The sequence below is a fragment of the Halanaerobium saccharolyticum subsp. saccharolyticum DSM 6643 genome, assembly GCF_000350165.1.
In the GTDB taxonomy this organism is placed as follows: domain Bacteria; phylum Bacillota; class Halanaerobiia; order Halanaerobiales; family Halanaerobiaceae; genus Halanaerobium; species Halanaerobium saccharolyticum.
This window is the reverse complement of record NZ_CAUI01000023.1, coordinates 643,539-664,127: the sequence shown is the minus strand read 5'-3', so window position 1 is coordinate 664,127 and position 20,589 is coordinate 643,539. Positions and strand designations below refer to the sequence as shown.

Sequence of the window (20,589 nt, the reverse complement as noted above, 5' to 3'; positions counted from 1 at the left end):
GAGGGAACAAGATGTCTATTGATTTTTATGCAGACAGGAAAATCTTTCATTTACAAAATAATGAGATAAGTTATGTAATTAAAATATTAAAAAATGGTCAATTAGGCCATCTTTACTGGGGGAAAAAAATTAAAAATGCTGAAAGATTGGATCGTTATCCGGTTTCCCAGCATAAACCTTATGAGGCCTATGCAGTTAAAAATGATACTGGTTTTATTCTCGAAAATATTGCGCGCGAGTATCCCTCTTTTGGGCAATCTGATTTTAGGGAGCCTGCCTATCAGATAGAAAATGAAACTGGTTCAATTATCAGTGATTTAAAATATAAAGATCAAAAGATTTATCCAGGAAAGAAAAGTTTAGATACTTTACCTTCAGTTTATGTAGAAAAGCAAGAAGAGGCAGAAAGTCTAGATATCAAATTATATGACGATGTTTTAGATTTAGAAGTAACCTTAACTTATACAATTTTTAAGGATTATCCGGTTATTTGTCGATCAGTTAACTTTAAAAATAGAGGGAATCAAAAAATTAATCTTAAAAGAGCCCTGTCAGTAAGTGTTGGTTTTGAAAATAGAGACTTAGAACTGCTTCAGTTATCAGGTGCCTGGGGGAGGGAGCGCGATATTATTCGTCGCCCTCTGGAACAGGGAATAACTAGGATTGACAGTAAACGGGGTGGCAGCAGCCACCAGCAAAATCCATTTGCTGCTTTAGTAGAACCGGAAACTGATGAGTACCATGGAGAAGCATATGGCTTTAGTCTGGTTTATTCTGCTAATTTTATTGCTCAGGCTGAAAAAAATCATTATGGAAAAACAAGAATAACAATGGGAATTAACCCTTTCAATTTCAACTGGCTGCTTGAAAGTGGTACTGCTTTCCAGACGCCAGAGGTTGTAATGAACTATTCTGATCAGGGCTTAAATAAGATGTCCCAAAATTATCATAATTTATATAAAAGACGGTTGGTCAGGGGAGAACACAGGGAAAAAGAAAGACCGGTTTTAATTAATAATTGGGAAGGTACCTATTTTGATTTTGATACTGATAAAATTTTGGAAATGGCAGCAGCGGCTGCAGAAGTAGATATTGAATTATTTGTACTTGATGATGGCTGGTTTGGAAAGAGAAATGATGATACTTCATCACTTGGTGATTGGTATGTCAATGAAGAGAAGCTGCCTGGTGGATTAAAATATTTGGCTCAAGAGATTAATAAATTAGGAATGGATTTCGGTCTCTGGCTTGAGCCAGAAATGGTATCTCCAGACAGTGACTTATATCGCGAGCATCCAGAATGGGCAATCCAGGTTGAAAATCGTGAATCTTCGCTTTCCAGACAGCAGTTAATCTTAGATTTAAGCCGCAGAGATGTTCAGGATTATATTATCGAAAAAGTATCCAACATTTTAAATAAGGCGAATATCTCGTATGTTAAATGGGATATGAATAGACCAATGACTGAATATGGTTCTTTAAAACTAAATTCTGAAAGACAGAGGGAGTTAAATCACCGCTATATTTTGGGTCTTTATAGAGTTTTAGAAGAAATAACTTCTAGTTTTCCTGAAATATTATTTGAAAGCTGTGCTGGTGGTGGAGGTCGCTTTGATCCAGGAATGCTCTATTATATGCCTCAGACCTGGACCAGTGATAATACTGATGCAGTAGAAAGACTAAAAATTCAGTATGGAACTTCAATGGTATATCCACCATCTTCAATGGGAGCCCATGTTTCTGCAGTTCCAAATCACCAGGTAAAACGCAGTCCATCTCTTAAAATGAGATATGATACTGCCAGTTTTGGTAATTTAGGTTATGAGCTTGATCTAACTAAATTAGATGATGAAGCAATTAAGACGGTTAAAGATCAAGTAAATAATTATAAACAAATAAGAAAACTGGTGCAGTTTGGTGATTTTTATAGACTCAGAAGTCCATTTGCAGGTAATTTTACTGCCTGGTCTTATACTGATCAAGATAAAGAAGAAATACTGGTAGGTTTTTATCAGATTTTAGCTTCTCCCAATCCACGAGAAGAGAAGCTTAAATTAAAAAACTTGGATGCTAAAGCTGATTATAAAGATATTAATAGTAAAGAAATTTATGGTGGGGATGAATTGATGAATTATGGGCTTAAAGTGCCTCATTTAAAAGGAGATTTTTCTTCAAAAATCTGGAGATTCAAAAAGATTTAAACAAATCTGGCAATTTAAAAAAAATTAAACAAAAAAATGGTGCTGGAAGCTTTTATACTTCTGGCACCATTTTTATATTCAATCTGCTATAATTTTTATAAGAAACTCTATCAAGTTCTAATTTACTTAGATCTTGCAGCTTCGATGTTAACTTTAGTTCCTTTGATATAGTTATCCTTCATGATCTGTAATACTTCATGCCCTTTTTCTCTAGGAACTTCAACAAAGGTAAAGTTATCATAAATATCAATTGCTCCAATTAAGCCACCGGGCATTCCTGTTTCACCAGCAATAGCTCCTACAATATGGCGAGGAGAGACTCTATCTTTTTTACCGATATTGATAAATAATCTAACCATTCCTGGTTCAGCACCAGTATCACCAAAGCTCTGTCCTGCATTTTCAGGCTGATTATCATCACTATCTTCTCTTTCGATTGATTTTTTCATTAAAGCAGCTGCAATTTCTAGTGCAGAATACTGCTCATCAATTAAGTCTTCAATTAATTCAATATATTTTCCTAAATCAGCAGAATCCATATATTGACTCAGCTCATCATTAAATTGATCAAATTTAGCTGCTTCAATATCATTTTGAGAAGGAATTTCTGATCTTTTAATTTTTGATTTGGTATATTTTTGAATATCTCTCAGTTTATAAATATCTTTACCCACTACAAAACTGTGAGCTTCACCACTTTTTCCGGCTCTACCTGTACGTCCAATTCTGTGTACATAATAGTCGGTATCTTGAGGCAGGTCATAGTTAAATACTGCTTCAACATCTTCTACATCAATACCACGGGCTGCTACATCAGTAGCTACCAGTATTTCGATAATTCCGTTTCTAAATTTACCCATTACTCGGTCACGCTGATTTTGATTTAAACCACCATGAATAGCATCAGACAAATAACCGCGAGCCTGAAGTTTAATATTCAGTTCATCAACCATTTTTCTGGTATTACAGAAAACAATGGCCAACTCCGGATTGCTTAAATCAAGAATTCTTGTTAAAGCTTTAAGTTTATCGTGTCTTCTAATTTCATAATAATACTGTTCAATAGAAGGAACGGTTAATTTTTCGTGAGCAACTCTTAAAAACTCTGAGTTTTTCTGATACTTTTTGCTCAATCTTTTAATTGACTGAGGGATAGTTGCAGAAAAGAAAAGAGTCTGTCTGTCTTCTGGAATATCTCTTAATACAGTCTCAATATCATCAATAAAACCCATATCTAACATAACATCGGCTTCATCAAGTACAAAATAATCTATATTATCAAGTTTCAAAGTTCCACGTCTTATATGGTCCATTACTCTACCAGGAGTACCAATTACAATTTGAACTCCTTTATTTAAGGCTTTAATCTGTCTTCCGATTGACTGTCCACCATAAACAGGAAGAGTATAAATTCTCTTTTTATATTTTGCCAGTCGTTTTAATTCCTCTGATACCTGAATAGCAAGTTCTCTTGTAGGACAGAGTATGATTGCCTGAGGATCTTTATTATTAGCATCCATTTCCTCTAAAAGAGGGATACCGAAGGCAGCTGTTTTACCAGTACCTGTCTGTGCCTGTCCAACAATGTCTTTACCATTAAGTACTGCCGGAATAGCATTTGTCTGAATTGGAGTTGTTTCTTCAAAACCCATTTCTTCAACTGCTTTTAAAATTTCATCTGATACATTTAATTCATTAAATTTAATCTTTTGCAAATTAACTTCCACTTCCTTTTTTTATTATATTCTTATACTAAATCTACCAACCACACAATTTTCTTAACAAATAATACTGCAGCCGGTTGATAAATTTATACTTATACGTAAAAAGCCCCGACTACATTCATATAGTCAGGGCTTAGTTGCTATATTATCTATTAAGTTATTAAACATTAATTTTTTTAGTCAGCCCTCTTAGTATATCTTAGGCTCAGTTTAAAGTCAAATAAATATGCTAGTCCTGGGACCAATTTAAATATAGTACATCTATAATAAAGAGATAGCATTACATATAGAAGAATATAGTTGAATTAAAGAGCATATAAGAGATAATATCCTTTTAAAGCTTGACATAAGTTGCAGGATTACCTATACTGTTAATTGTGATTAATTAATAAAGCCAAAGGAGGAAAAAGATTAATGCTAAATCAAGAAATTATTGAATGGATGCAGCAAAAAGTTGAAGCGAGAAATGCAGAAGGAGCAGTTGTTGGTTTGAGTGGTGGAGTTGATTCCGCAGCAGTAGCTGGACTTATCAAAGAAGCTTTTGGAGATAACACTCTGGGATTATTACTCCCCTGTGAAGGAAATATTAGTGAAGATGAAAAATATGCTAAACAAACTGCTGAAACCTTTGATTTGCAGACAATGGAGCTTAATCTCGAAGAGGTTTATAATAGCTATGAAAAATTATTTTCTAAAGTAAATGAAGAAAATTTAGGAATTAAAGAATATGATAGAAAAGAATGGCCGCAGACTGGAGTAGAAGCTAAAAATGTTGATAATCATGCTTTACACAACATGAAACCCAGGTTAAGAATGATTGCTTTACATTTTGTAGCTGAAAAATTTAATTACATAGTAATGGGTACTTCAAATAAAAGTGAAATATTAACAGGATATTATACTAAATTCGGCGATAGCGCTACTGATTTACGACCACTGGGAGATTTATTCAAATCAGAGGTCTGGCAGTTAGCTGAAAATATTGGAGTTCCCGAAGAAATAATTGAACGCCCCCCAAGTGGTGGCTTAAGAGGCGGAGAAACTGATGAACAGGATATAGGATTAGCCTATAATGAATTAGAAAAAATATATAAAGCTTTAACAAATAATAAAAATCTTGATAATTTTGAAGAGGAAAAAATTGATTTAGTAAAATATTTAATTAATAATGCTGAGTCTAAATTAGAAATTCCCATATTTAATCATAATTAAAAGTGTGATAGAGTGAAAGTCTGCTCGCAAACCTCGTGGGCTTGTCCCGAGGAGGGTAAAAATAAATCATTTAAATTTAAATGTTAAAATCATTAAAATATAAATAGGAGGACTTATTTATATGAAAAAAACTATAATTTCATTATTACTTCTTGTTCTGGTATTAAGTTCAGCAGGTATTGCTGGAGCTCAATCTGAGAAACCAATTGTTTTAGGAGAAGGAGACTGGCCTGGTATAAGAGCTAAAAATGCAGTAGTCTCTGTTATTTTAAAATCAATGGGCCATGAAGTTGAAAGCATGTTAGCTCAAGATCCATTACTCCATCAGGGTTTAACTCAAGGAGATGTTGATGCATTTTTAGGCTCCTGGATGCCACAGATTACTGATATGCGTAAAAAATATAAAGGCCAATATGAATATGTTACTCAAAATATGACAGATGGTATATACACTATGGCTGTACCCAGTTATGTCTGGGAGGCTGGAGTAAAGAGTTATGCTGACTTAGAAAAATTTGCTGATAAATTTGATAAAAAATTATATGTAGGACCTGCCGGCTGGGCTTCAGAAAAAACAATGAAAAAAGCCATTGAAAATGATATTTATAATTTAGATGACTGGGAAACTGTTAACAGCAGTCAAAGTGCGATGATGGCTCAGGTGGAAAAATCTATTAATAATGAAGAATTTATAATATTTGTAGGTTGGAGACCTCACTGGATGAACACTAAATTTGATATAAAATATTTAAATGATCCAGAAAGATTATGGGAGAGTCCATATTCCTGGGTAGATACTTTAGTAAGAAAAGGATTTGAAGAGGATTACCCTCAAGCTTATAGATTTTTACAGCAGTTTAGAGTTGATGTGGAAGCTAATGATAAATGGATATATGAAATAGGATATAATGAAAGTGATCCTAATAAAGTTGCAAAAGAATGGATAAAAAGTAATATAACAGAAGTTAGAAGATGGTTAAGTCTGGTAAAAACAGTAGATGGTAAAAATGCTTATCAAAAACTAATTGATGATCTAAACATTTCAGGATAGATGATTAAGACCCCCATTAATTTATGTGTGGGGGTCATTTTAGTCTTTAAATTTGTGATAGAGTGAAAGTCTGCTCGCAAACCTCGTGTGCTTGCCCCGAGGAGGGTCAAATTATTGATAATATTATATAATTAAGCAGGATATTTTTAACTTAGAGATAATTAGTTATATATGAGTTAATATAAAATAATTAATAAAAAGAGGGAGCTAAAAATGGCATTTATACAGTGTGATTTTTTTTCAGATGTTTTAAAAATGTCCTCATCAATGAATGTAATAATACCAGAAAATAAAAAAAATAGAATAGGAATTAAAACAAAAGCTGAACAGGGGAAATATCCTGTTTTATATCTACTGCATGGTCTTTCTGATGATCATACTGCCTGGATGCGAAGAACTTCAATTGAGCGCTATGCAGATAAATACGGACTGGCAGTAATAATGCCCAATGTGCACCGCAGTTTTTACACTGACATGGAGTCTGGCAATGATTATTTTACATTTGTCAGTCAGGAGCTACCAGAGATTGCAGAAAAATTATTTCCACTTCGAACTGGACGGAATAACACTTTTGTGGCTGGACTATCGATGGGAGGATATGGTGCTTTTAAGCTTGCATTAAATAATCCTGAGAGTTTTGAAGCTGCCGCCAGTCTCTCAGGTGCCTTAAACCTTGCTGAAAATGCGGCGATGGCTGATCAAAAAGAAGATCTTTATCAGGAGTTAAAATGGATCTTTGGAGATTTGAATAAAGTTGAAAAGACAAAGAATGATTTATTTTATCTGCTAAAAAAATTAAAGAAAAATAAAACGAATATTCCAGCTCTTTATCAATGTTGTGGAAAAGATGACTTTTTATATCAAGATAATCTTAAATTTAAACATTTTTGCCGAAGAAATAAAATAAAATTAAAATATGAAGAAGAAGCTGCTGCTCATCAATGGGATTATTGGGATCAGAAGATTCTAGATGTGATTAGATGGCTGCCTTTTTAATAAAGTTATAATATAAAGACAATTTTTAATTCTATAGATCGTTTGACAGAGTGGACTTAGTTTGTTATTCTGTTTGTGGAGTTAAGCTAGTGGGATGAATTTATCCCGCATTATTATCAGAATTGAAACTTTGCTGATAATAGGGTGATTGTTTTGAAGCCTAATTTTAAATATATGGTTTAGGATTTGTTCTAATTGAACATTTTCTAAACCTTTTTTTGTGCCAGTAAAATTTTAAAAAATAAAATAAAGAGGTGACAATATTGAAAATAAAAGCAGATAATCTCTATAAGGTTTTCGATGGCAAAGGCCAGAAAGAAATCGAAATGCTAAAAAATGGAATGAGTAAAGATGATATTTTGGAAGAAACAGGGGCCACAGTTGGAATTAACAATGCCAGCTTTGAAGTAGAAGAAGGAGAAATTTTTGTAATCATGGGACTCTCTGGTAGTGGTAAATCCACACTACTCCGCTGTATAAATCGACTGGTTGAGCCAACTGCTGGATCAGTAAAAGTAGATGGAACAGATGTTATGGAGTTAAATAAAGAAAAATTAAGAGAATTTAGGAAAGAGAAATTCGGCATGGTTTTTCAGAATTTTGCTCTTTTCCCTTATCGAACTGTTTTAGAAAATGCTGAATTTGGTTTGGAAATTGAAGGTGTAGATCAAGAAGAAAGACGAAAAAAAGCTATGAAAGCTTTAAAACAGGTTGGTTTAGAGGGTTATGAAGATCAAAAACCTGATCAGCTTAGTGGTGGTATGCAGCAGCGAGTTGGTTTAGCAAGAGCACTTGCTGTAGATACAGACATATTATTAATGGATGAGCCCTTCAGTGCCTTAGATCCACTAATCAAAAAAGACATGCAGGATAAACTACTTGACCTGTATGAACATATAGATAAAACAATAGTTTTTATTACTCATGACCTCGATGAGGCACTAAAACTAGGTGATAGAATTGCTATTATGAAAGATGGAGAAATTGTTCAGGTAGGAAATCACGAAGAAATATTAACAAACGCTGAAAACGATTACGTAGCAGAATTTGTTCAGGATGTTAATCGTTCTCGTGTTTTAACTGCAAAAGATATTATGGATAAACCAAAAGCAGTATTATATAAACAGGATGGTTTACGCACTGCTCTCCATAAAATGCGCCATAATGAAATTGGGAGTATTTTTGTGCTTGGAGAAAAAATAAGTATAGAGGTATAGTAACTATCGAAGATGTTGTGGAAGCTATTAATAAAGATAAAAATGATTTAGATGACATCATTAAAGAGGTTCCAATTGCTGAACCTGAAGAATCAGTAAATGACTTATTTTCAAAAATTGCAGATATTAATACACCTCTGCCAGTATTAGATGATAAGCAGAAATTAAAAGGTGTTATTGTTAAAACAAATGTAGTTGCAAATTTAGCGGCAGAAAAAGTTTAAATATAACTATGGTAAAGTTTAAATATAATTATGCTTAGGTTAAAAAGATTATAGTTAATCAAAAAAGTACAACTAAACTATACTAATAATATCTCTGGAGGGATATAAATGAATAACAAAAAATTAGTTTCAACGTTATTAATTGTTCTTTTAGGATTCGGACTTTTTGCAGCAGTACCCCAGGTTGCAGCTCAAGATGACAGAATTGATTTTGGGTATGTTCAATGGCCTGGAGTTACAATAAAAACACATGTAGCTGCTAAAATTGCAGATTACCTAGGTTATGAGACCAAAATGACATCTGGTTCTCAGGCAATAGTTTTTAAGGGAATGGATACAGGTGATTTAGATGTATTTCTAGGTAACTGGCTTCCGACAATGAAAATGCACTTTGATAAGTATGAAGAAAAGGGATCAGTTCATAATGTTAGAGTAAATCTGTTTGATGTAGTTTATAGAACTGCTGTACCTGAATATGTTTATGAAGCTGGAGTTAAATCATTAGCTGATTTAAATGAATATGCTGATAAGTTTAACAGTAAAATTTATGGTATTGAACCTGGAAATGAAGGAAATATTATTATTCAAAATGCTATTAAAAATAACAATTATAATTTAGGAGATTGGACTTTACAGTCAAGCTCTACAGCTGGAATGCTTACCTCAGTTAAAAGGGCAGTAAATAATGAAGAATGGATTGCATTTAATGGTTGGAAGCCTCACTATATGAATGTAATGTTTGATCTTAGATATCTTGAAGATCCAGAAGGAATCTGGGGAGAAGGCGAAAGAGTATATACTGTAGCCAGAAATGGATATCAGGATGAAAATCCTAATTTTTATAAATTCTTAGAACAGTTTAAAGTTACAGCACCTATCCAGAATCAGTGGATAGATAGTTATAAAAGACAGGAAAAAGATCCAGAAGTAGTTGCAGAAGAATGGATAGCTAATAATTTAGATGTTGTAAATCAGTGGGTTTATGGAGTAGAAACTGCTGATGGAGAGATGGCTCGTAAAGCTATCAAAGAGATAGTAAATAACTAAACACTTAACATCATTATAACTAAAGTAGATTATAACTAAAAAATAAAGATTCAGAACTGGCGGTATCCAAAATGATGCCGCCAGTAAAAATTAAATAAGGATGGTGATTATTATTAACAATATAATTGAACTATTGACAACCAAAATTCCTCTGGGGAACTGGGTAGAAAATTTAGTAAATTTTTTAATAAATAATTTTAGTGGACCTTTAAATGGATTTTCTTCATTTATTGAGTCAATTGTAGGTGGAGTAGAGTCAGTTCTTGCTTTTTCCCACCCGCTGGTTTTTATTGCAATTTTTGCACTGATTGCCTGGAAACTTAAAGGTAAAAAAATGGCGGTATTTGTAGCCCTTGGTCTGGGTCTTGTTTTAAATTTAGAGATGTGGGATCCTCTGATCACAACTTTAGCATCGATAATTACTTCTGTTTTAGTTGCATTGGTCATTGGAATTCCAGTCGGTATTATTAAGGCACATAACAAATGGGTAGATTTAATTACTCGCCCAATACTGGACTTTATGCAGACAATACCACCTTTTGTTTATTTAATTCCGGCTCTAATGTTCTTTGGGCTTGGAAATGTATCAGGAGTTATTGCAACTGTTGTTTTTGCAATTGCACCTCCAATTAGATTAACCTACCTCGGAATACAGCAGGTAGATGAAGAATTAGAAGAGGCCGGACATGCATTTGGTGCTAACTGGTGGCAGATCTTATTTAAAATAGAACTGCCAGGAGCAATGCCATCAATTATGATGGGAATTAACCAGTGTATTATGCTTTCGCTATCCATGGTAGTTATTGCAGCTATGATTGGTGCAGGTGGACTTGGTAAACCAGTCTTAAGATCTTTAAATGTTGTGGACATTGGACTCGGTTTTGAAGCTGGTCTTGGTGTAGTAATTATTGCTATGGTTCTTGATAGAATGTTTGGAAGAGATTCTTAATTAGATTTAAAGCAAAACCCCGCTCAGGCTTTTTTAGCTTGAGCGGGGTTTAATAATTTGGCTTTATTATTTTATATTAATTTTAAAAATCAATTTCCTTCCCCTGATATATAGACTCGAATAATTTACTCATTTCCTGCTCATTAACTGGACGCGGATTAGTTGCTGTACAACCATCTACCAGAGCTCGAGCAATCATTAAATCTAATTCTTTCTGGAATCTTTTTTCAGAAATATTTAATTCTTTAATACTTGTTGGAATCTGTAATTCTTGATTTAAATTTTTAATTGCTGAGGCTAAATCCAGGACCTCCAATCTTTTAGCTAATAATTCATATTTCTTTTTTGCTTTATCTGATTTGTTATTATACTGAACTATGTAGGGCAGGATTAAGGCATTAGCCAGTCCGTGCGAAATTTTAAATATTCCTCCCAGCTGATGAGCCATACTGTGAACTATTCCTAAACCTACATTAGAAAAGGCCATTCCTGCTATATTTTGAAAGTTAAGTACTTTTTCTCGATATTTTAAGTTATCAGGTTTTTTATAAGCTAAGGGCAAAAATTCGAAAATACCTTCTAATGCTCCTTTAACTAATACATCACTAAAATCATTTGCTTTAGTTGAAACATAAGCTTCTAAAGCATGGGTAAAGGCATCCATTCCTGTAGCTGCAGTCAACCCGGGCGGCATTGTTGCTGTAAACTCAGGTTCTAAAATTGCCAGATCTGGAATCGCATATTCAGATCGAATACCTTTTTTCAATTTTTTCTTTTTATCTTTAATAACCATTGCTTTTGTAACTTCACTTGCAGTACCACTTGTTGTTGGCACAGCCACAAATTTAGCTTTGTTTCTGAGTGGAGGAATATCTACTAAGTCTAATGTATTAGCAAAATCCAACTCAGGACACTCATAGAAAATCCACATTGCTTTTGCAGCATCAATTGGTGAACCTCCGCCAATAGCTATGATATAGTCAGGTGCAAAATCTAGCATTGCTTCTGCACCTAACTTTACAGTTTCTATACTTGGATCGGGTTCTACTTTATCAAAGCATTTGATAGAAAAACCGGCTGCCTTTAGTTCAGCAAAGACGCGATCAAGATAACCCATTTTTTTAATGGTATTTCCACCGCTAACAACAAATGCTTTTTTACCTTTTAGTGTTCTTAATACTCTAATACTTCCTTCTCCAAAAAACACTTTATCTCCATGAAGTTTTATACTGTTCATATATACTTCTCCTTTAAACAAATTATTAAATTTTTTATATTGTTTCACTGCCTTCTAATACTGATTGATCAACAGTAGTTTCAACTGAATATAATTTATTAGATACAAAGAAAATAGCTCCAAGAACACTCCAGCCAATAATTATCATCCACTCATAGGGCCAGACTAAAGCTGCAGGTGCTGCTGGAAGATACAATAGGATCATACCTAAACTTAATGCTGAAGCTATATATCCAACAATTTTTCCATTTTTTATCTTATATGGTCTCGGCATCTCTGGTTCTCTATAACGCAGAACTAAAAATGAAAGAGCCACCATAAAGTAAGCTAAGACAATTGTTAAACCACCAGCATTAACCAGCCAGACTAACATTGGTCTTCCAAATAATGGGGCGAGCGAAGAGAGGATTCCAATTAATAAAACAGCGTTTGTAGGTGTTTTATATTTTGGATGTAGCTTAGCCAAAAAAGGAGGTAATTGACCTGATTCAGCTAGAGCATAAATTGCTCTACTGCCACCTACGAAAAATGAATTCCAGCTGGTTATGATTCCTCCAATTCCTGCAATTATCATCGCTTTTGAGGCCCAGGAACTATTAAAGAAAACTGCCCGCATTCCATCAGCTGCAGCAATAGAAGAAGTCTCTAAAGCTGATTTTGGTAGAGCAAGTCCAACTCCTACAATAATCATAATATACCAGACTATCGCCATTAAAACTGAAGTAATTAAGAGTTTTCCCAGCTGATCAAAAGGCATATCAATTTCTTCTGCTGCCTGTGGTATTACATCAAAACCGACAAACATAAACGGCGTCATAATAGCAACTGTTAAAATCCCTTTCATGCCATCAATGAAAAACGGTTCTATATGCTGCACACTTCCATTAGCAACTGCGCCACCAAAGAAAGATAATCCGATTAATCCGACCATGATCGTAACTGCTCCCTGCATCACTGCCAGTGGTTTGACACCATAATAATTAAAGACTGTAACAATAATAGAGGCAACTATTCCTACTAAAGCCCAGGTTAAATAAACATCATAACCGACTATTGTGTACATTTTAAACTTGAGATAGCTGGGAAAGAGGTATTCAACTACCGTCGGCAGAGCAACTGCTTCGAAGGCAACTACTGAAACATAACCTAAAATAATCGCCCAGGTACAGACAAAAGAGGCATTTTTCCCTAGCGCTCGCTTGCTAAAGACATGTTCACCTCCACACTTGGGCATTGCCGATGTTAATTCAGCATAAGTAAGACCAACAAATACAACCATAATCCCACCCAGTAAAAAGGCAATTATAGAACCTAAAGTTCCAGCACTCTTAATCCAATTTCCTGCTAAGACAACCCAACCCCATCCAATCATAGCCCCAAACGATAATGCCAGTGTATCTTTTTTAGATAAAACCCTATTAAAATTTTCTTTTTTCATTTTTAACTTCCCTCCTTAAATATGATTAAGCAAATTTAGCAAATGCTGCTTCTAAAATATCAAGACCTTCTTCCAGCTGTGCTTCAGTTATTGAGATTGGAGCTAAAAAGCGAATTACATTACTATGCAAACCTGCACCAACCAGGATCAGTCCGTTTTTAAAGCATTCATCTATAATTTCAGATTTGACTTCAACTGCAGGTTCTTTAGTTTCTGTATCTTTAACTAATTCTACAGCCAGCATAAATCCTTTACCTCTTAGATCTCCAATAATCGAATATTTTTCTTTCATTTCATCTAATCTAACTTTCATTTTCTTTCCTAATTTATTGGATCTTTCTACTAATTTGTCTTTTTCAATTATATCTAAAACAGCTAGAGCAGCTGCACAGCTGACTGGATTACCGCCATAAGTACCTCCAATTTCTCCAGGTTGAGGTGCATCCATAATTTCTTTTTTACCAATAACAGCACTTAAAGGCATTCCGCCTGCTATAGATTTAGCTGTAGTAATTATGTCTGGTTCTATCTCATAATCTTCTACCGCAAAGAAAGTTCCAGTTCTGGCAAAACCAGTCTGAACTTCATCTGCAATCAGTAAAATATCATTTTCTTCGCATACTTTTTTAACTCCCTGTATAAATTCTTTAGGAGGAGAGATAAAGCCACCTTCACCCTGAACAGGTTCTAAAATTACAGCAGCTACTTCTTCAGCTGGAATATCTCTTTTAAAGATTTCAGCAAAATTTTGCACACACTTTAGATTGCAGTCTGAATACTCAAGACCAAAAGGACAACGGTAGCAGTAAGCATAAGGAGCTTTATAAACTTCAGGTGCAAAAGGCCCAAAACCAAATTTATAAGGTTTTACCTTACTTGTTAAGGACATAGTCATTAGAGTCCGCCCGTGAAAAGCATAATCAAAAGCAATTATAGCTGATTTGCCAGTATATTTTTTAGCTATCTTAATTGCATTTTCAACTGCTTCTGCACCACTATTTGCAAACATTGTCTTTTTGGGAGTAGGACCGGGACTTAATTTAGATAATCTTTCTGCTAACTCAATATATGGTTTGTAAGCTGCCACATGAAAACAGCTATGGATTAATTCTTCTGCCTGCTTTTTAATTGCTTCCACTACTTTGGGTGCATTGTGGCCAACATTAAGAACTCCAATTCCACCCACAAAATCTAGATATTTGTTTCCATCAAGATCTTCTAATATTGCTCCCTCAGCTTTGCTGGCAACTAGTGGGGCTAAATTATATACTCCCTGTGGAATATATTCTTTTCTTTTTTGCATTGATTTTTGACCAATTGGGCCAGGAATTTCTGTTTTTAACTCAATTGATTTTTCTTTCATAATTATTTTCCTCCTTTTTGAAATTACCATCTGATGTTAGCTTTATGTTATCTATTTTTAATATACTCGTCATTATAGGTTAATTTATTCACTAGGTCAATATGTATCCAAGTATTTTAGATTATTAGCGAATTATTTAATAAAGCTGACATGAGAATTGTTTTTAGCCAGGGGAAAGCTTTAGGTGAGGAATTTTTTAAGAAGTGAGTATCTAAAAATATAGAGTTAAAAATAATTATAGTAAAATTTTACATAAAAAAACCCTTCTGATAAAACAGATTTTGGGTAATCTGTCTACCAGAAGGGGATGATTTAAGTATAGGATTTTATTTACTTTTAGAATTTAAAGTGTTTAGACTACACCCTGATCTAACATGGCATTGGCAACTTTTAGGAAACCGGCAATATTGGCACCTGCAACCAGGTCACCTTCCATACCGTATTCAGCTGCTACTGCACTTGCATCCTTATAGATATTAACCATAATTTTCTGCAGTTCCTGATCAACCTTATCAAAAGTCCACTCATCAAACATAGCATTTTGAGTCATTTCGATAGCAGAAGTTGCAACTCCACCAGCATTTGCAGCTTTACCAGGAATATAGAAGAGATCATTTTCTTTAACAAGTTTAACAGCTTCTGGAGTTAAAGGCATATTTGCACCTTCACCAATTGCAATAACCCCATTATCGATTAAAGTCTGCACGCCAGCTGCATCCATTTCGTTTTGAGTTGCACAGGGAAGAGCAATATCACATTCTATTGACCAGATATCAGTACAGTTATCACAGTATTCTGCATCTGGATATTCTGCTAAGTATTCTTTGATCCGACCGCGATTAACTTCCTTAATCTCTTTAATTAACTCAAGGTCAATACCATTTTCATCATATAAATAACCGGAAGAGTCACTCATTGCTATAACTTTAGCACCCAGCTGAGTTACTTTTTCGTTAGCATAAATTGCAACATTACCGGAACCAGAGATAATAACTTTTTTATCATTTAAAGAAATTTTGTGATCTTTAAGCATTTCTTCTAATATGTAAACCAGACCATAACCTGTAGCTTCAGTACGTACCAGACTTCCACCCCAGTCAAGACCTTTACCAGTTAAAACCCCAGCTTCATATCTATTTTTAATTCTTTTATACTGACCAAAAAGATAACCGATTTCTCTACCACCAACACCAATATCACCAGCAGGAACATCAGTTTTATCTCCAATATGACGGGCCAGCTCTGTCATAAAGCTCTGACAAAAACGCATAACTTCCTGATCAGATTTACCCTTAGGGTCAAAATCACTTCCACCTTTACCGCCACCAATTGGACGTCCGGTTAAAGCATTTTTAAAGACCTGTTCAAAACCTAAAAACTTAACTATACCTGTATACACTGAAGGGTGAAATCTGAGGCCACCTTTATAGGGACCAAGAGCAGAGTTGAATTCGATTCTAAAGCCGCGATTAACATGTGTTTGACCCTGATCATCAACCCAGGGAACACGGAAAATAATCTGTCTTTCCGGCTCAACAATTCTTTCTAAAATACCATTTGCCTCGTATTCAGGATGTTTATCAAAAACTGGAGCCAGTGATTCTAAAACTTCTTCCACCGCCTGATGAAATTCTGCCTCACCTGGATTTCTTGCCACTACTTTTTCCATAACATCATTAATATACTTGTTCAAACTTCTCACTCCTCAAAAAAATTTTATATCATTAAACTATCACAAATTAATCTTAATATATATTTCACTTAAAATCAATTAAAAATACCGATTATCGAATGTATACAAGGATACTTCGCAGAATATTTCTAAAAAAAGTGACGTCTTTATAGTGATTTTTAAGCTAAAATAATTTTTATAATTCAGACAAAATAAACACAAAAATTGCCATAATTCTTGACAAGTTTCCTTCTATTATATATACTTAAACAAAGTAAATTATAATAAATTTAATAGGAAAATGCCTCATCAATTAGATGGGGTAGAGGCGCGAATTTAGATTAGTATTTTTCAACTTTAGCTTAAACCGCTGTTGTTTAAAAAAAGCTGATTCGCCGAAGTTTTCAGTCAGGGTTTAATGGCTGTCTGCTGGGTCTGTATAAAAAATATGCAGAACTGTCATTAGTAGTTTTATCCAGGCTGCTGATGTTGAGCTATCTCAAAAGATGGAAGAGGTGATTTCTCTGATTAAGTATTTAACTCAGCGATTTCGCTGAGTTTTTGTTATATAAGTATATATTTTTCTTTTAGAGTCTAGTTATGATAAAATAATTTTAAGGAATAAAAAAATTAAAAATTGGAGTAGATTTATGAAAAAAATAACTATAGCAGAGAACAAAATAAGGGAAACAGTAAAAAAATATGGAACACCCTTCCATATTTATGATGAAAGAATAATTGTGGATCGTTTAAACAATTTAATTTCTTCTTTTAACTGGGTGGATTTTAAAGAATACTTTGCAATTAAGGCTAATCCTAATCCACATATTCTAAAAATAATGAAAGAAAATAGTTGTGGAGTTGATGCAGCAACTGTTACAGAAATACAGCTGGCAGAAGAAGTTGGTTTTAGTGGTGAAGATATAATGTTTACTTCTAATCTGACAACAGTTGATGCCTATCAATACGCTGTAGACAGAGGTTGTATCATCAATATTGATTGGGCCGCAGATATTTATGAGCTTTTTGAAAATGATATTATTCCTGAAAATATCTGTTTTAGATTAAATCCTGGCTCAATTGAAAATGAAATAATGGGTGATTCCAAAGAGTCAAAATTTGGCTCAACTGCTGAACAGATTAAAGATGCGGTAGCCTTTTTAAAAGAGCAGGGTATAAATTCAATTGGACTGCATACGATGGTTGTTTCCAATGAAAATAGCTCAGATATTTTTGGAGAATATACCGAGATGATCTTTGAATTTGCCAGAGAAATAATTTCAGAATTTAAAGTAGAAATTGATTTCATTAATATTGGTGGTGGAATTGGTATTCCCTATCAAGAGGACCAAGTTGTTGATGTGAAAGCAATAGCTGCAGAAGTAAAAGGTTCATATGATAAGGTTCTAAAAGCGAATGGGCTTCAACCAAAGATTTTTATGGAGTCAGGTCGTTATATAACAGGAGAATCAGGCTATTTAGTAACCGAGGTAATTAAAGAAAAAGAAACATATAAAAAATACCTTGGGGTAGATGCTTCAATGTCAGATTTAATGAGACCTGCAATGTATAGAAGTTATCACCACTTAACAAATATTGATGCAGAAGCTCGGGCAGAAAAAGAATTTGAAAATTATGATGTAGTTGGTTCACTCTGTGAAAATAATGATAAATTTGCGATTGACCGCAGACTACCTAAGAGTAAATTGGGTGATTTAATTGTGATTCACGATACAGGAGCTCACGGACATGCAATGGGCTTTAATTACAATGGAATGCTTAAAAATGGAGAATTTTTATATACAATTGATGGAGAAGTCAAACAGATTAGAAGAGATGAGAATTTTAAAGATTATACGAATACTATTATAGGGGGCTATTAATATGTTTAAGGGTGTAGGTACTGCTTTGATCACTCCTTTTAAGGAAAATGGAGAGGTTGATTATGAATTATTTGAAAAACTTTTAGATTATCAATTAGAAAATGACATTGATGCATTAGTTGTGCTGGGTACTACTGGAGAATCTCCAACTGTTCATTTAGAAGAAAGAGAAGAACTGACAAAAATGGCTGTTGCAAAGGCTGATGGAGATGTACCGGTAATTGTAGGTACTGGAACTAATGATACTATTAAAGTTATTGAAATGAATAAACTGGCTGAAAAAAATGGAGCGGATGGACTTCTAATTGTAACTCCATATTATAATAAAACTAGTCAGGCAGGTTTAATCGATCACTATACACATATTGCTAAAGAAACAGAACTGCCAATAATTGCTTATAATGTTCCTTCCAGAACCGGAGTTAATATTGAGCCAGAAACTTTCAAAAAAATGTCAGAGATGGAAGATAATATTGTTGCTATCAAAGAAGCAAGTGGAGATATGAGCCAGATTCTAAATGTAATTGAAATTGCAGGCAGTGATAAAACTGTTTTATCAGGTAATGATGACCAGGCTTTACCATTAATGATGTCTGGAGGTCAGGGAGTTATTTCTGTATTCTCTAATTTAATGCCGGGCGTAATGAAAAAAATTACTTCTGATATTCTAGCTGAAGATTATCAGGCTGCTAGAGACTTACATTATAAGTATCTTAATCTAATGCGCTTAATCTTTATTGATGTTAATCCGATTCCAATTAAATTTGCTATGCAGCAGATTGGATTTGCTAATAATAATTTACGTCGTCCTTTAGTTAACTTAAGTCAAGCAGATCAAGAATTACTTTTAAGTGAAATGAAGGAGCTTGATATTGTATGAAATATGGAATTATAGGTTATTCCGGCCGCATGGGCCAGGCAATAGAAGAATTATTTTCTGAAGCCGGCCATCAATTGGTCTATCAAAAAGATGAGGCTGGTGAAAAAGAATTAGAAAAACCAGAAGTAATAATTGATTTTTCTTTAAAAGAAGCCTTTGCAGAGACTGTAAAAGTAATTGAGCAAAAGCAGGTAGCTTTAGTAATTGGAACTACAGGCTTAGATCAAGACGATTTCGCTGAATTAAAAAGACTGGCAGAAGAGGTACCGGTTATTCAGAGTTTTAATTTCTCGATTGGAATTAATATTTTATCTGAACTAATAAATAAGGTTAATCAGTATGTAGATCAGGACTGGGATATTGAAATTTCTGAAACTCACCACCGCTTTAAAAAAGATAAACCTTCCGGAACTGCGATAATGCTCGGAGATTTAATTGATCGAGATGAGTTAGAAATGCATTCTAAAAGACTGGGTTCCGAATTTGGTGAACACGAAGTTGATTTTGCCAGCACTGGAGAAGTACTCACCTTAAAGCACAGAGCTTATTCTAGGGAAGCTTTTACCCGCGGTGTTTTAATAAGTGCTGAGGCAGCTTTAGATTTAGATGCAGGTTTTTATACTTTTAAAGATATATTAAACTAAGAATTAAAATTAAACTCCCAATCTCATTTTATTTTAATTCTTATTTTTGACGAATACTTTTATTGTAAATTTAAATCTTTATTCTAAGTGATAAAACTTAAATTAACATGAAAATGTTTATAAAATATATAATTGGAGGCAAAAATATGGATTCTTACGATTTAATAGACTATATTTCGAATTCAACCAAAAAGTCACCTGTTAAGTTTTATATAAAAGGTGAGGGATTAAAAGAGGCAGTAAGTACTTACGAATATTATGGAGATGATAGTTCTGGTGTTGTTTTCTGTGAGCTGAAAGATGCAGAAGCACTTAAAAAAGAGCTGGGAGATAAATTGACTCAGTCCAGAATTGAAATGGATAGATTAAATTCCGCAATACCTTTAGCTGACTACAGCCAGTACAATTGCCGCATTGAGCCTGGAGTACATATTAGAGATCAGGTTGAAATTGGAGATGGCTGTGTACTAATGATGGGTGCCGTTATTAATATTGGCGCTAAAATTGGTAAAAATACAATGATTGATATGAATACAGTACTCGGAGGTAGAGCTACAGTTGGTGATAACTGTCATATTGGTGCTGGAACTGTTTTAGCTGGCGTTATAGAACCACCTAGTGCTGATCCAGTTATTGTAGAAGATAATGTATTGATTGGAGCTAATGCTGTTGTTTTAGAAGGAGTTAAGATTGGTGAAGGTGCAGTTGTTGCAGCCGGATCAATTGTAATTGATGATGTTCCAGCTGGTGAAGTTTATGCTGGTGCTCCTGCTAAAAAGATTAAAGATGTAGATGATCAGACAAAGCAGAAAACTGAAGTAATGGCAAGTTTACGCCAACTTTAAATATTT

At 34.1% G+C, this 20,589-nt stretch carries 17 protein-coding genes and 1 riboswitch; of the genes, 12 read left to right on the top strand and 5 right to left on the bottom strand.

The window, feature by feature from the left end:
• Window positions 1-11: 11 nt before the first annotated feature.
• Window positions 12-2,201 (top strand): alpha-galactosidase, encoded by a 2,190-nt coding sequence (locus HSACCH_RS13225; protein WP_005490458.1) that lies wholly within the window; start codon window positions 12-14, stop codon window positions 2,199-2,201.
• A gap of 122 nt (window positions 2,202-2,323) precedes the next feature.
• Here the strand turns inward: HSACCH_RS13225 and HSACCH_RS13220 are convergent, their stop codons facing one another.
• Window positions 2,324-3,916, bottom strand: a complete 1,593-nt coding sequence (locus tag HSACCH_RS13220) for a DEAD/DEAH box helicase (RefSeq protein WP_005490457.1) — start codon at window positions 3,914-3,916, stop codon at window positions 2,324-2,326.
• A 423-nt stretch (window positions 3,917-4,339) separates the two neighbouring features.
• Here HSACCH_RS13220 and nadE point away from each other — a divergent pair, with 423 nt between their 5' ends.
• From nadE to HSACCH_RS13190, 7 genes are all read left to right on the top strand, one after another.
• Window positions 4,340-5,137: an NAD(+) synthase gene (gene nadE / locus HSACCH_RS13215; protein ID WP_005490456.1), complete on the top strand. Its 798-nt coding sequence runs from the start codon at window positions 4,340-4,342 to the stop codon at window positions 5,135-5,137.
• 121 nt (window positions 5,138-5,258) lie between these two features.
• Window positions 5,259-6,188 carry a glycine betaine ABC transporter substrate-binding protein gene (locus tag HSACCH_RS13210; protein ID WP_005490455.1) on the top strand — a complete coding sequence of 310 codons (930 nt, stop codon included), beginning with the start codon at window positions 5,259-5,261 and terminating at the stop codon, window positions 6,186-6,188.
• 213 nt (window positions 6,189-6,401) lie between these two features.
• Window positions 6,402-7,184: an alpha/beta hydrolase gene (locus HSACCH_RS13205; protein ID WP_005490454.1), complete on the top strand. Its 783-nt coding sequence runs from the start codon at window positions 6,402-6,404 to the stop codon at window positions 7,182-7,184.
• 263 nt (window positions 7,185-7,447) lie between these two features.
• Window positions 7,448-8,401: a quaternary amine ABC transporter ATP-binding protein gene (locus HSACCH_RS13200; RefSeq protein ID WP_005490453.1), complete on the top strand. Its 954-nt coding sequence runs from the start codon at window positions 7,448-7,450 to the stop codon at window positions 8,399-8,401.
• Between the two features lie 17 nt (window positions 8,402-8,418).
• Window positions 8,419-8,625 carry a CBS domain-containing protein gene (locus HSACCH_RS14230; protein ID WP_005490451.1) on the top strand — a complete coding sequence of 69 codons (207 nt, stop codon included), beginning with the start codon at window positions 8,419-8,421 and terminating at the stop codon, window positions 8,623-8,625.
• A 108-nt stretch (window positions 8,626-8,733) separates the two neighbouring features.
• Window positions 8,734-9,672 (top strand): ABC transporter substrate-binding protein, encoded by a 939-nt coding sequence (locus HSACCH_RS13195; protein ID WP_005490450.1) that lies wholly within the window; start codon window positions 8,734-8,736, stop codon window positions 9,670-9,672.
• A 100-nt stretch (window positions 9,673-9,772) separates the two neighbouring features.
• On the top strand, window positions 9,773-10,621 hold the full coding sequence (locus HSACCH_RS13190; RefSeq protein WP_005490449.1) for an ABC transporter permease: 849 nt from the start codon (window positions 9,773-9,775) through the stop codon (window positions 10,619-10,621).
• Between the two features lie 82 nt (window positions 10,622-10,703).
• Here HSACCH_RS13190 and HSACCH_RS13185 read toward each other — a convergent pair whose 3' ends face one another.
• From HSACCH_RS13185 to gdhA, 4 genes are all read right to left on the bottom strand, one after another.
• Entirely contained in the window at window positions 10,704-11,858 is a 1,155-nt protein-coding gene (locus tag HSACCH_RS13185) for an iron-containing alcohol dehydrogenase (RefSeq protein WP_005490448.1), read from the bottom strand.
• Between the two features lie 34 nt (window positions 11,859-11,892).
• A complete protein-coding gene (locus HSACCH_RS13180) occupies window positions 11,893-13,296 on the bottom strand; it encodes an APC family permease (RefSeq protein WP_005490447.1) in 1,404 nt (467 codons plus the stop codon).
• 25 nt (window positions 13,297-13,321) lie between these two features.
• Window positions 13,322-14,659 carry a 4-aminobutyrate--2-oxoglutarate transaminase gene (gene gabT / locus HSACCH_RS13175; RefSeq protein WP_005490445.1) on the bottom strand — a complete coding sequence of 446 codons (1,338 nt, stop codon included), beginning with the start codon at window positions 14,657-14,659 and terminating at the stop codon, window positions 13,322-13,324.
• 352 nt (window positions 14,660-15,011) lie between these two features.
• Window positions 15,012-16,352: an NADP-specific glutamate dehydrogenase gene (gene gdhA / locus HSACCH_RS13170; protein WP_005490444.1), complete on the bottom strand. Its 1,341-nt coding sequence runs from the start codon at window positions 16,350-16,352 to the stop codon at window positions 15,012-15,014.
• A gap of 294 nt (window positions 16,353-16,646) precedes the next feature.
• A riboswitch (Lysine riboswitch) is annotated at window positions 16,647-16,836 on the top strand.
• Window positions 16,837-16,981: 145 nt separating this feature from the next.
• On the opposite strand from gdhA, the gene HSACCH_RS13165 reads away from it, so the two are divergent.
• The 4 genes from HSACCH_RS13165 to dapD all read left to right on the top strand — a co-directional run bounded on the left by HSACCH_RS13165 (window position 16,982) and on the right by dapD (window position 20,583).
• Window positions 16,982-18,214 carry a diaminopimelate decarboxylase family protein gene (locus HSACCH_RS13165; RefSeq protein WP_005490443.1) on the top strand — a complete coding sequence of 411 codons (1,233 nt, stop codon included), beginning with the start codon at window positions 16,982-16,984 and terminating at the stop codon, window positions 18,212-18,214.
• A gap of 1 nt (window position 18,215) precedes the next feature.
• Entirely contained in the window at window positions 18,216-19,094 is an 879-nt protein-coding gene (dapA, locus tag HSACCH_RS13160) for a 4-hydroxy-tetrahydrodipicolinate synthase (RefSeq protein WP_005490442.1), read from the top strand.
• Entirely contained in the window at window positions 19,091-19,738 is a 648-nt protein-coding gene (locus HSACCH_RS13155; protein WP_005490441.1) for a 4-hydroxy-tetrahydrodipicolinate reductase, read from the top strand. Before dapA ends, HSACCH_RS13155 begins: the two co-directional genes overlap by 4 nt.
• A 146-nt stretch (window positions 19,739-19,884) precedes the next feature.
• Window positions 19,885-20,583 carry a 2,3,4,5-tetrahydropyridine-2,6-dicarboxylate N-acetyltransferase gene (gene dapD, locus HSACCH_RS13150; protein WP_005490440.1) on the top strand — a complete coding sequence of 233 codons (699 nt, stop codon included), beginning with the start codon at window positions 19,885-19,887 and terminating at the stop codon, window positions 20,581-20,583.
• The last annotated feature ends 6 nt before the right edge of the window (window positions 20,584-20,589 follow it).